General features: G+C 45.4%; 8 protein-coding genes and 1 riboswitch. Of the genes, 3 read left to right on the top strand and 5 right to left on the bottom strand.

Features of this window, described 5'->3' with window-relative positions; genetic code table 11:
* Positions 1–2,456, top strand: a 2,456-nt coding sequence (gene metH, locus FKN93_RS07300) for a methionine synthase (protein WP_170904756.1), incomplete at its 5' end; no start/stop codon positions are given.
* A gap of 52 nt (positions 2,457–2,508) precedes the next feature.
* Here the strand turns inward: metH and lysC are convergent.
* Entirely contained in the window at positions 2,509–3,858 is a 1,350-nt protein-coding gene (lysC, locus tag FKN93_RS07295; RefSeq protein ID WP_170904755.1) for a lysine-sensitive aspartokinase 3, read from the bottom strand.
* A gap of 110 nt (positions 3,859–3,968) precedes the next feature.
* A riboswitch (Lysine riboswitch) is annotated at positions 3,969–4,145 on the bottom strand.
* Positions 4,146–4,373: 228 nt separating this feature from the next.
* Here lysC and FKN93_RS07290 point away from each other — a divergent pair.
* Positions 4,374–5,501 (top strand): alanine--glyoxylate aminotransferase family protein, encoded by a 1,128-nt coding sequence (locus FKN93_RS07290; protein ID WP_004396119.1) that lies wholly within the window; start codon positions 4,374–4,376, stop codon positions 5,499–5,501.
* Positions 5,502–5,637: 136 nt separating this feature from the next.
* Here FKN93_RS07290 and FKN93_RS07285 read toward each other — a convergent pair whose 3' ends face one another.
* From FKN93_RS07285 to FKN93_RS07270, 4 genes are all read right to left on the bottom strand, one after another.
* Positions 5,638–7,404 (bottom strand): PglL family O-oligosaccharyltransferase, encoded by a 1,767-nt coding sequence (locus tag FKN93_RS07285; RefSeq protein ID WP_115152683.1) that lies wholly within the window; start codon positions 7,402–7,404, stop codon positions 5,638–5,640.
* A 108-nt stretch (positions 7,405–7,512) separates the two neighbouring features.
* A complete protein-coding gene (uvrA, locus tag FKN93_RS07280; RefSeq protein WP_170904754.1) occupies positions 7,513–10,338 on the bottom strand; it encodes an excinuclease ABC subunit UvrA in 2,826 nt (941 codons plus the stop codon).
* A gap of 144 nt (positions 10,339–10,482) precedes the next feature.
* Entirely contained in the window at positions 10,483–11,352 is an 870-nt protein-coding gene (gene galU / locus FKN93_RS07275; protein ID WP_154169290.1) for a UTP--glucose-1-phosphate uridylyltransferase GalU, read from the bottom strand.
* Positions 11,353–11,549: 197 nt separating this feature from the next.
* Positions 11,550–12,200 (bottom strand): LuxR C-terminal-related transcriptional regulator, encoded by a 651-nt coding sequence (locus tag FKN93_RS07270; protein WP_170904753.1) that lies wholly within the window; start codon positions 12,198–12,200, stop codon positions 11,550–11,552.
* 282 nt (positions 12,201–12,482) lie between these two features.
* Between FKN93_RS07270 and FKN93_RS07265 the strand changes: the two genes are divergently transcribed.
* Complete coding sequence (locus FKN93_RS07265; RefSeq protein ID WP_004396114.1) at positions 12,483–13,001, top strand: single-stranded DNA-binding protein; 519 nt, start codon at positions 12,483–12,485, stop codon at positions 12,999–13,001.
* The last annotated feature ends 101 nt before the right edge of the window (positions 13,002–13,102 follow it).

Below are 13,102 nucleotides of genomic sequence, written 5' to 3'. Positions count from 1 at the left end.
ATGCCAAAGCCTGTATGGTGCGTTTTTTACAGTTATGTGCTTCCGAACCTGAGATTTCTAAAGTACCGATCATGGTTGACTCGTCGAAGTGGGAAGTTATTGAAGCGGGGTTAAAATGCATTCAAGGTAAAGGGATTGTTAACTCTATCTCTTTAAAAGAAGGTAAAGCGAAATTTATTGAACAAGCAAAGCTGGTTCGCCGTTATGGCGCGGCCGTGATTGTGATGGCATTTGATGAAGTGGGTCAAGCGGATACCCGTGAGCGTAAAGTAGAGATCTGCAGCAATGCGTATCGCATCTTAGTCGATGAAGTCGGTTTTCCACCGGAAGATATTATCTTTGACCCCAATATTTTTGCGATTGCCACAGGGATTGATGAACACAATAACTATGCGGTCGATTTTATTGAAGCGATTGCGGACATCAAACGTGACTTACCTTATGCGATGATTTCCGGTGGGGTATCTAACGTTTCTTTTTCATTTCGAGGCAACAACTACGTTCGAGAGGCGATTCATGCCGTATTCCTCTACCACTGTTTCAAGCACGGTATGGATATGGGTATCGTTAATGCAGGTCAGTTGGAAATTTATGACAATGTGCCAGTCAGCTTGCGTGAAGCAGTAGAAGATGTGGTTTTAAATCGCCGCCCTGATGCCACGGAGCGCTTACTTGAGATGGCAGAGCAGTACCGTGACAATGCGGTTGGTAAAGTTGATGATCCGGCCTTACTCGAGTGGCGTAGTTGGCCAGTAGCAAAGCGTTTAGAGCACGCTTTGGTGAAAGGAATTACGGAATTTATTATTGAAGATACTGAGGAAGCTCGCCAGCAATCAGCAAGACCATTGGATGTGATTGAAGGTCCGTTGATGGATGGTATGAACGTTGTTGGTGATTTATTTGGTGAAGGTAAAATGTTTTTACCTCAGGTGGTTAAATCGGCGCGAGTGATGAAACAGGCGGTGGCTTACCTTGAGCCGTATATTAATGCGCTCAAACAGGCCAGTTCTGCTAATGGAAAAATTTTACTCGCGACGGTGAAGGGCGATGTACACGACATCGGTAAAAATATTGTTGGTGTGGTACTGCAGTGTAATAATTACGAAATTATAGATCTTGGCGTAATGGTACCGTGTGAGCAAATCCTGAAAGTCGCCAAAGAGCAGCAAGTGGATATTATTGGTTTGTCTGGTTTGATTACGCCTTCACTAGATGAAATGGTCCATGTTGCTAAAGAGATGGAGCGACAAGGTTTTAGTTTACCGTTATTGATTGGTGGCGCGACAACCTCTAAGGCGCATACCGCAGTCAAAATTGAACAAAATTATCGTCATCCTGTCGTCTATGTGAATAACGCGTCACGCGCGGTTGGAGTGTGCAGCGCTTTGTTATCGGATGAATTACGGCCCGCATTTATTGAAAAGTTGGATCTCGATTATCAACGTACCAGAGAGCAGCATGCGCGCAAAACCCCGAAGACACGCCCGATCAGTTTAGATAAAGCGCGTGCTAATAAAGTCGCTATTGATTGGCAAACCTATACACCGCCAACGCCAGCTAAACCTGGTATCCATGTCTTTGATAATTGCTCAATTGCCGTATTACGCCAGTATATCGATTGGACTCCTTTCTTTATGACGTGGTCTTTGATGGGGAAATACCCAGCCATTTTGCAGCACGAAGAAGTCGGTGAAGAAGCACAGCGTTTATTTCACGATGCTAATACACTCTTAGATAGAGTGGAGCGAGAAGGATTACTGCAAGCGAAAGGTATTTGTGGTTTGTTTCCTGCTGCCAGTGTGGGTGATGATATTGAGGTCTATGCCGATGAAACACGCACTGAGGTTGTGCATGTTTTACACCATTTACGCCAACAGACTGAAAAACCGAAAGGGGCGAACTATTGTCTTGCCGATTACATTGCTCCGAAATCGTCAGCTAAGCGAGATTGGATTGGCGCTTTTGCCGTGACGGGTGGGATTGGAGAAAGGGAGCTTGCCGATGCTTATAAAGCACAAGGGGATGATTATAATGCGATCATGATTCAAGCGGTGGCGGATCGTCTCGCGGAAGCCTTTGCTGAGTACTTACATGAGCGAGTGCGTAAAGAAATCTGGGGCTATGCGGCAGAGGAAGATCTGGCTTGTGATGATTTGATCCGCGAAAAGTATCAAGGTATTCGCCCGGCACCCGGTTATCCGGCTTGTCCTGAGCACACTGAAAAAGGCACGCTATGGCAATTGCTATCGGTTGAAGAAAATATAGGCATGTCGTTAACCAGTAGTTACGCGATGTGGCCTGGGTCATCGGTATCGGGATGGTATTTTTCTCATCCAGATTCACGTTATTTTGCTATAGCTCAGATCCAAGAAGATCAAGTTCAAAGTTATGCTGAGCGTAAAGGTTGGGATAAATTAACCGCCGAAAAGTGGCTTGGCCCCAATATTAATGGTTAATACTCCAAATAGACAGGTCGCATTATGACGACCTGTCTATTTGAGTTTAGTGTTATTCAAATAACTCTTGATGCAGCTTTTGAATGACCGATTTAGAGACGTGGCTATTGACTAAAAAGCAGAGATTATGGGCGCTGGCACCGTAACAAATCATACGTAGATTAAATTCATCCAACACACCGAAGACCTGTTTGGCGTAGCCGGGTCTATCTTTCATCTTATTACCAATCAGCGCAACTAAGCAGAGATCGTGTTCGACTTCTACCGTACATAAAGCCTCTAACTCTTGGCGAACGTGCTGCGGTAATTCTGGATTTCCGCCCGATGTATCGGTTTTATCTAAGGTTAGCGATACGCTAATTTCTGAAGTCGTGATCAGATCTACAGAAATCTTATGTTTTGCCAAAATCTCAAACACTTTGGCTAAAAAACCATAAGCATGAAACATGTTAGCACTGCGTAGCGTTACCATGGTTTGATTACAGCGCAGTGCAAGTGCTCGAAACAGTGGCGTACTATCGACTTGTTGACGAATCCAAGTGCCTCCGGCTTGCGGAGCTTTGGAAGACCCAACAAATACGGGAATACCATGACGAATCGCAGGCACTAATGTTGAGGGATGAAGAATTTTAGCGCCAAAATTGGCCATTTCTGATGCTTCACTAAAACTGATTTCGGAAATTGGAGCGGCTTTGGCAACAATCCGTGGATCGGTGGTGTAAATACCCGGTACATCGGTCCAAATTTCTAGGCCACAGGCTTGGATTGCTTCGGCAAATAATGCCGCTGAATAATCACTGCCTCCTCGACCAAGGGTCGTGGTATTGCCTTCTTGATCGGCACCAATAAAACCTTGAGTAACCACGACGTGTTGTTGGCACAGTGGGTGTAATTTTTCAGTCACTAAAGATTGTACGGCGGCCAGCTGTGGTTCGGCTCGGCCATAGTGATCATCAGTACGCATCACTTGACGAGCATCAAAGCGTACGGCATCGACGCCACGTTCACGAAGGATTTGGGTAAGTAAATAAGTGGACATTAACTCGCCACAAGCCACAAGATGGTCGGTTAACTTTTTACTGACTTCAAACGCGGCGGCCTCTGCGGCTCGGCGTACCGTGTCTAAAATGGTTTCTATCTCAGCGCTGACCGTTTGCGGTGCGGTTAAAGACTCGATAATCGTGTAGTGAATATCCGCTAATTGCTGAATAATCATCGCTCGCTGTTGGCTCTCTTGTACTCCGTTTGCCAATTCAACCAGTAGATTGGTTACTCCTGAACAGGCACTGATCACCACTAACTTCGTCGTCGGATTATTTTCGATGATCGCGGCACAGCCGCTCATCGCTTGAAAATTAGCAACACTTGTTCCGCCAAATTTAGCGACATTGAATGCGTTCACAGTATGTCTCCCAAGACTTCCTATAAATAAAAAATAGTTGGTAATCCAACGTCCAATGTTTTGAAGAGTGTGAACTGAGAGCAAATAAAGAGGGATAACGGTTAAGCGATGTCCTCAGAAGCTCTTCACCAGTCTCGTCTGATGACAGTCACAGGGATTCAGCCCATGCAACCGGTAAATCAAAGCCTCACCTTTGTTTTACCTCGGCACTGCTCCCCATGGATCGTTTGTATTGGAGTTGAGGCTCCACAAATGATCTGCCTGGGCAGTGCTCCTCTTCTGCTATACCGTCAAGATTTAACGTGGTGTTGTTAGGTTTCGTCTCTTCGGTATAGATAGCGCATTCATTGAACGGTTTTGTTTCATTAATGTCAATTGCAAATGTTGCTACTAATGCAAATAAAAATGATCAGAATGTGAAAGTGGTTGGACCCCTAGACTTCGGTCGGATTGTGGTGGGAGATAATTTGCATTAACCTCAACCATTCACGCCATCGAAAAAGCAAGGAGCAATTATGGCTATTAGCAGTTTTATTCCACCTCGTCGGATCTTGATGGGGCCTGGACCTTCAGATATTTCACCGCAAGTATTACAGGCTTTAAGCCGACCGACCGTTGGTCATCTTGATCCATTATTTATTCGCATGATGGATGAACTGAAACAGTTACTACAATATGCTTTTCAAACCCAAAACGAATTCACGATTGCGGTTTCAGCACCAGGGAGTGCGGGTATGGAGGCCTGTTTTGTCAATTTGGTCGAACCTGGTGACAAAGTGATTGTCTGTCGTAATGGGGTGTTTGGGGAGCGAATGCGAGAAAATGCCGTTCGCTGTGGCGGACAAGTGGTTGTGATTGATGATGAATGGGGAAAGCCAGTTTCAATCGAAAAAGTAGCCGCTACGTTAGCTGAACACAGCGATGCGAAAATTTTGGCTTTTGTACATGCCGAGACCTCAACGGGTGCTTGCAGTGATGCGCAAGCCCTCAGTCAATTAGCAAAACAGTATGGCATGTTGACAATCGTGGATGCCGTGACATCGCTTGGTGGTGTACCGCTATTGGTCGATGAGTGGCAACTGGATGCGGTGTATTCTGGAAGTCAGAAATGCCTATCTTGTGTGCCCGGTTTATCACCATTAACTTTTTCTCCCGCTGCGATTGATAAAATACACGCGCGTACCACACCGATTCAAAGTTGGTTCCTAGACCAAAGCTTAGTCCTCGGGTATTGGAGTGGGGCAAGCAAACGCAGTTACCACCATACGGCTCCTGTGAATAGCTTGTACGCTTTACACGAAGCGTTACTGCTACTGCAACAAGAGGGACTAGACAACGCGTGGGATCGCCATCGCCGAATGCACAATATATTGAAACAAGGTTTAGAGGCGCTGGGATTAACCTTTGTGGTTGATGAAGCCAGTCGTCTACCGCAACTGAATACGGTGTATATTCCTCAAGGCGTAGATGATGCAGCCCTGCGTGACTATTTGCTTAATCATTACAACTTAGAGATAGGTGCTGGATTAGGATCATTAGCAGGCAAAGCATGGCGAATTGGGTTGATGGGATACGCGGCGCGCCCAGAAAACATCGCCTTATGTCTGAAAGCGTTGCAAGACGGACTTGCCTTACAGCGATAACGCCGTATCGATGACGTGTTAAACGGCGGTATTCCCCTAATTCATTGATGAATGTTTATTGTCTGGTTAGGGGATTCTTCGCCTCTTTTGACGACACGTGTTGTTGGAAAGGCGTATCGTTGCTGGTTAAGCATCATCACTCACTAGACGCCGGAACGATGGTGCTGTCCGATGACGGAAAAGAAGAACTCGGCGGCGTGAAATCGAGCGTCGGGAAGAGGAACTCCGCTTCTGAACGGATTTGCGCCGCTCGGCTCTCATCGCCTAAGCCTTGATAAGCCAAGATGAGGTTACGATAAAAAGCGGGTCTTGGTTTATGCTGAATAACCGATAATGACCAATCGATATAAGGCTGGATGTAGTCAGTTCGTTGCTGATGCAAGCCTAGATTGAGGTAGGTGCTGTAAATATTCCAGTCGAAACGATCTCGCCATACCAATGGATTGGTGACCTTATGTAAAATATCAGGATTGGGTGGATTCGATTTTTCGAATTGAGTAAGCACATAATTACTGTGCAGTGACGTTAACATATATAGGCTAGTGATAATCGGTAGCACTAAGCTCAGGATGCGTAGTAATGAACCACTGAGATGGCTAAAAGAGAAGGTGCGATATCGGGTAACTCGCTGATCAATCCAATACAGCAGAACGATAAAGCTAATCCAGTGAATGGCTGAATGATAAAACGGGTACTCCAATTGACTATGCACAACAATCGGCACGAGAAGTGCAAGCATAGCGAGGCGAGTCCCTTTTTTCGCTGTCCGGATTTTCAGTAATACAAACCCAGCAGCAATCGCAATTCCCAGTAGGGGTAATAGTCCGCCTTCGACGCCCCAAAAAAGCAGTTCATTATGTGGATGATCCATAGCAGGTAATCCTGCAGGATAATTAGGGTTCAGTTGATGTTGGCGGGCAGTGTACAGCAAATATTCGGTTTCAAAATTCCCATAGCCATAACCGGTAAACGGCTTTTCAATCAACATGTCTACGGTTTGTGGAAAGGTATAGCGTCTTGGGCTATCAAGGTCCGCTTTACTGGTCACCATATCGCTGGTGCTCTGGCTGTACATGGCCACAAACCCCAGTAACACACCGCTAAGACTGGCGCTGATCCAGTAAACCAATCGGCGACGCGGAGCAAAACGATAAAGATAAGGTAAAATCATCATCGTTCCTAACACGGCAGATAACCAGCCAGTACGTGACGCTAACACGACTAACAAAGGCAGAGTTAGCAGCGGTGTAAGATAGAGCAGACCAATTTCAAACAGTTTGGTGTCATATTTTTTAGGTTGGCGAGCCAATAAATAGCCTGATACGATCAATCCCGTTGCCATAAAACTCGCCATCACATTCGGTTGTTGGAAAATACCGTAGGGACGATTAGCTAACGTATTATAACCAAACCAGTTATTGGGGCTTAACAGTAAGTATTGATACAGCCCAAATGATGCCTGAATAAGAACCGCCAGCAAGATATACCATAGTAAGCGCTGTTTATGCTTATTGCTCAAATAGAACTGTTGTAAGCAGATGAACAGCGCTAAGCCAGCCCATAACCCCGTTAACCGTCCGATAGCACCAGTGAGATAAGCGTTTCCATACAAGAGTGGTGTGCTTAAAATGCAGCAACTGACAAAAAACACGACCGTTAATTTTGAATAACGCAGGCTTTGGTTGAGGGTAATTTGATACCAACCGATGGCGATGGTGATACTGACGGCTATCCATGTCGTGGGGTTAAACGATAAGGCTAATCCTGCACCACCTGGATTAGGCATAAAGAAATGCATCGCAAGCAAATAAACAGCGCCAAGGGCAATCAGGAAAGCCTTATTTAAAGGGGCTTTTGGAACAGTCGGTTGCAGTTGAGTGCCGCTGAGTAGCAAAGTCGCCATAAATCTCACAATCTATTGTTGAACATCAATCCATTATTTTTTGAAACGCAACCAGTCATAAGTGACTGGTTGCGTTACTTTAGCGTTTTTTCGCGCGGCAATATAGCCTTATTGAATGAGCAGTGGTTTTAAAAAGCGAGCAGTATGTGAGCCTGCGACTTGTGCGACCTCTTCTGGGGTACCTTCGGCAATAATTAGCCCACCCCCTTGCCCCCCTTCTGGGCCCAAATCGACGATCCAGTCAGCCGTTTTAATCACATCAAGGTTGTGTTCGATAACGACGACGGTATTGCCGCGATCACGCAAGCGATGTAGCACGATCAGCAATTGCTGAATATCATGGAAATGGAGTCCAGTAGTCGGTTCATCAAGAATATAGAGTGTTTTACCGGTATCACGTTTGGATAACTCACGCGCAAGCTTAACGCGTTGTGCTTCACCTCCGGATAGAGTTGTGGCTGATTGGCCCAAGCGAATATAGGATAAACCGACATCGATCAGCGTTTGCAGCTTACGTGCAATCACAGGGACAGGCTCAAAAAACGCATGGGCTTCTTCGATGGTCATTTGCAATACTTCATCAATGCTTTTGCCCTTGTAATGGACTTCTAAGGTTTCACGGTTATAGCGTTTGCCCTTACATGCATCACAAGGCACATAAACATCGGGTAGGAAATGCATCTCAACTTTGATAACCCCATCTCCCTGACACGCCTCACAGCGCCCGCCACGGACGTTAAAACTGAATCGGCCGGGCTTATAACCTCGAGAACGAGATTCTTGAGTGCCAGCAAACAGCTCACGGATAGGCGTAAAAATACCAGTATAGGTCGCGGGGTTAGAACGTGGTGTTCTACCGATTGGGCTTTGATCAATATCGATAACCTTATCAAAATGTTCAAGACCTTTAATCGCCTTATAAGGCGCTGGTGTTGCTGTCGTCGCGCCATTTAAAGCAGTATGGGCAATGCTGAAGAAAGTATCGTTGATTAACGTTGATTTACCAGAGCCAGAAACACCAGTGACGCAGGTAAAGAGCCCGACAGGCAAAGAAAGATCGACACTTTTTAGGTTATTGCCAGACGCACCAAGCAGCTCGACCGTTTTATTCGGATCACGAGGCACTCGTTGAGTCGGAATGGCAATCTTCTTGGCTCCACTGAGATATTGGCCAGTCAATGAATGTGGATTAGCGATGATCTGCTCTACATGGCCTTCAGCAACGATGGTCCCACCATGTACACCAGCACCGGGGCCGATATCAATCACATGATCGGCCATACGAATCGCATCTTCATCATGCTCGACAACCAGCACGGTATTACCCAAATCACGTAAATGAGTCAGGGTTTTCAGTAATCGTTCATTGTCTCGTTGATGTAAACCAATCGACGGCTCATCCAATACATACATCACGCCAACCAGTCCGGCACCAATTTGACTGGCTAAGCGAATACGCTGTGCTTCACCGCCAGAGAGCGTTTCGGCACTGCGTGATAAATTAAGATAATTGAGTCCGACGTTGACTAAAAACTGCAAACGGTCATTAATCTCTTTCATGACCTTGTCAGCAATTTGTGCTCGCTGACCTTCGAGCTGCATAGTGGCAAAAAAGTCTAAGGCGTCGGCGATACTTAACTCAACGATCTCCGGCAGAGTGGTGTTATTGATAAACACATGGCGAGATTCCAAACGTAAGCGAGTGCCGTTACAGCTGTTGCAAGGTTTGGTTGAGATGTATTTCACCAGTTCTTCACGCACGGAGTTCGATTCAGTATCGCGATAGCGGCGTTCTAAATTATGCAAAATACCTTCAAAAGGATGGCGTTTAACGCGAATGTCGCCGCGATCATTGATGTATTTAAACTCGATTTCACTTCGTCCTGAGCCATGTAACACCACCTCTTGAATGCTTTTGGGGAGTTGATTAAATGGGCGATGGAGATCAAAATCGTAGTGTTCTGCTAACGCATTCAGCATTTGAAAATAGTAATAGTTTTTCTGGTCCCAACCACGGATGGCACCTTGCGCTAAACTTAAATTAGCATCTTGGATCACTCGGCTTGGATCAAAATACTGCTGCACCCCTAAACCATCACACGTTGGACAAGCGCCGGCCGGATTATTAAATGAGAACATTCTTGGCTCTAACTCACGCATGCTATATCCACAGTGCGGACAAGCGAAGTTAGCGGAAAATATGTGCTCTTCACCCGGTTGTTCCATCGGCGCGATGACGACAATCCCTCCCGAAAGCTCTAAGGCAGTTTCGAACGATTCGGCTAAGCGTTGTTGAAGATCGCTGCGTACTTTAAACCGATCCACCACCACTTCAATGGTGTGTTTTTTATGCAGCTCTAACGTTGGTGGATCGGAAAGATCACAGGTCTCGCCGTCAATACGGGCACGAATAAAACCTTGTGCAGCGAGATTTTCCAGCGTTTTAACGTGTTCACCTTTACGCTCTTTAATAATAGGCGCAAGCAGCATCAATTTACTGCCTTCGGGCATATCGAGTACCTTATCGACCATCTGACTGATGGTTTGTGCCGTTAATGGGACTTGATGTTCGGGACAACGCGGCTCGCCAACTCGTGCATAGAGTAGACGCAGATAATCATACACTTCGGTAATGGTACCGACAGTAGAGCGAGGGTTATGCGAGGTGGATTTTTGTTCAATCGAGATAGCAGGGGATAAGCCTTCAATATGATCAACATCGGGTTTCTCCATCAATGAGAGAAACTGCCGAGCATAAGCGGATAAGGATTCGACATAACGACGTTGCCCCTCAGCATAAAGGGTATCGAACGCCAGCGAAGATTTCCCAGAGCCGGAAAGACCAGTGATCACAATCAGTTTGTCACGGGGAATCGTTAGATTAATGTTTTTCAGGTTGTGGGTACGCGCCCCACGTACTTCAATATTGTCCATCCGATAAAGTCTACTGTAATACCAAGTAGGGTCAGTATTACATAGAGTGCGATTTGTGCAAATATTCACTGGATAAAAAAACAGTAAAAACGGAGCCGTTATCCAGAGGGCTCCGTCAATAAAGTGCTGACTAACCCTGAATGATTAGCCTTTAGTGGTTGATTGTTTCGCGAGTGCTACTTTTTGTTCATTCTGTTGGTATAAATGCTCAAAGCAGTAATTGGTTGCTTGGATATAGCCTTCGACGCTACCGCAATCAAAACGTTGGCCTTTAAATTTATAAGCCAATACACAGCCAGACTGGGCTTGTTTGAGTAGCGCATCGGTGATTTGAATCTCGCCACCCTTGCCAGGTTCGGTTTGCTCAATCAAATCAAAAATATCAGGAGTTAAAATATAGCGCCCAATGATCGCTAAATTACTCGGCGCTGTGCCCGGCTCTGGTTTTTCAACCATGTTATCGACACGGAACAGATCGTCTTTGATCATCTCACCAGCAATCACACCGTACTTATGTGTTTCTTCTGCAGGCACTTCTTGCACCGCAACAATCGAGCAGCGGAATTGCTTATACAGCGCGACCATTTGTGCTAAGACTCCTTGCTGAGCATTGACACATAAATCATCGGCGAGAACCACAGCAAAAGGTTCATCACCGACAAGCTCGCGGCCCGTTAAAATGGCATGCCCTAAGCCTTTCATTTCACGTTGACGAATGTAGGTAAAGTGAGCAGTATCAATGATTTGTCGAATATCGATCAGCAGTTCTTCTTTGTTGGTACCACGAATTTGGTGTTCCAACTCATAGTTCATATCAAAGTGATCCATGATTGCGTGTTTGCCCCGTCCGGTAACAATACACATTCCAGTCATACCGGCTTGAATCGCTTCTTCAACGCCATATTCGATCAATGGTTTATTCACCACTGGCATCATCTCTTTTGGCATTGATTTGGTCGCGGGTAAAAAACGAGTACCATAGCCGGCCGCAGGAAAAAGGCATTTATTAATCATTAGTCAGAACCCTATTGTTATTAAAGTGCAGTCGCTGTAAGCCCATAAAGGTTATTGATCTTGCTTGATAAGCTTAATGCGCAACAATAGGCTAACTTTATCATGTTCTGATCGTGTGATTGAGCACATTCTGTATTGGGGTATCGAAAATGTGCCATTCTACCTATTCTCGATAACATCCTAACAGCCCGATATCATTACTGAAAAAGATGGTGATTGGCCCAAGATATCGCTTGGGCGCGGTTTTTCACCGCGAGTTTTTTATAAATTTGGTACAAATGAGATTTTACGGTTAGTTCGCTGATAAATAAGTTCTTCGCAATATCATCGTTGGAAGCTTGCGCTTGCAAACAGCGTAAAATCTGTATTTCTCGAACCGTAAGATCGAGAGTGGCCTTGGTATGTTGCTCATGAAAGGCGTAACGAAAGTGATGCAGCAATTGGTTAGAAACATGACGTGGCAACCAATTTTGGCCATTGATGATCTGCGCCAAGCCATGGGAAAGTTGCTCCGCGCTATCGGTTTGGTAAAAGAGCCCCTTTAAATTACCAAAGCTGATTAATAAATCTGTGGGTAATCGTTTGTCGACATTGAACAAAATGGTTTCCAGATAGTGAGTGGTCAGCTTTAAAGGGCCAAGTCGATGACGGATAGTACGATGATCTTGATAATCGAGCAGCAGTATCTTGTGTTTACTGTGTCGGTATTGTTGTACTAACGGTTCAGGCTCCACTTTTTCGATAGGGATCGCGAGTAAATGAAATGCTTTTTGTAACCGACTCGGTGTCGATTGATTTGCGTCTGTGGTCAGATAGTAGATAGTACGCGCATAACTCGATTTGGGCATAGGATTCATCCTGATTGATGTACAAACACGGTTTGTTCAGCATGCCGAAAGATGAGGTACGATACGAACGGTTAATCAACGCTTTGCGTAACATATCCATGAGCTAAGTAAATGATAATATTGTCAAAACTTGAAATAACGACAAGGATCGAAAAAATGATCAGCGTGTCTGGATTTTCTCTTTTGCTGATAACAGATTAAGAGCGGAGATTGGTAGTAGTCATAAAGCGTGTTATTCTTTAGCACAATATTAAAAAACCAAATTTGATGACGGAGCAGAACATGGCAACCCGTGGCGTAAATAAAGTAATTTTGGTCGGTAACTTAGGGGCTGACCCTGAAGTTCGCTATATGGCAAGTGGTGCTGCGGTAGCAAATATCACTCTGGCAACCTCAGAAAGCTGGCGTGATAAAACCACCGGCGAGCAACGTGAAAGAACAGAATGGCACCGCGTAGCCTTATATGGCAAACTCGCTGAAGTTGCGGGCGAATATTTACGTAAGGGATCGCAGGTTTATATCGAAGGTCAATTACAAACGCGTAAATGGCAAGATCAGAGCGGCCAAGATCGTTATACCACGGAAGTTGTGGTGCAAGGTTATAATGGCATTATGCAAATGTTGGGTGGTCGTCAGCAAGGTGCAGCGCCTGGACAGGGGGCTCCTCAAGGTCAACAAAGTAACTGGGGACAGCCACAACAACCTTCAGCGCAGCAATCACCGAAGCAGTCAGCACCTCAGCAAGCTCAGCCACAATATAATGAGCCGCCGATGGATTTTGATGACGATATCCCTTTCTGACATTTGATTTTCAAAAAAAGCCGCGAAGTTCGCGGCTTTTTTATATAGTTAAGGATAAGCCCAAATCATTGAGTGACTTCAAGAAATTCAGGGCTCACTAA

The organism is Vibrio sp. A8-1 (assembly GCF_013048685.1).
Taxonomy (GTDB): Bacteria; Pseudomonadota; Gammaproteobacteria; order Enterobacterales; family Vibrionaceae; genus Vibrio; species Vibrio metschnikovii.
The sequence above is the reverse complement of the archived record's forward strand: the minus strand, read 5'-3'. Positions and strand labels throughout refer to the sequence as shown.

Coding starts and splice junctions, on each gene's coding strand:
- FKN93_RS07290 (WP_004396119.1), top strand. CDS start 4,374: ATGGCTATTAGCAGTTTTATTCCACCTCGTCGGATCTTGATGGGGCCT.
- FKN93_RS07285 (WP_115152683.1), bottom strand. CDS start 7,404: ATGGCGACTTTGCTACTCAGCGGCACTCAACTGCAACCGACTGTTCCA.
- uvrA (WP_170904754.1), bottom strand. CDS start 10,338: ATGGACAATATTGAAGTACGTGGGGCGCGTACCCACAACCTGAAAAAC.
- galU (WP_154169290.1), bottom strand. CDS start 11,352: ATGATTAATAAATGCCTTTTTCCTGCGGCCGGCTATGGTACTCGTTTT.
- FKN93_RS07270 (WP_170904753.1), bottom strand. CDS start 12,200: ATGCCCAAATCGAGTTATGCGCGTACTATCTACTATCTGACCACAGAC.
- FKN93_RS07265 (WP_004396114.1), top strand. CDS start 12,483: ATGGCAACCCGTGGCGTAAATAAAGTAATTTTGGTCGGTAACTTAGGG.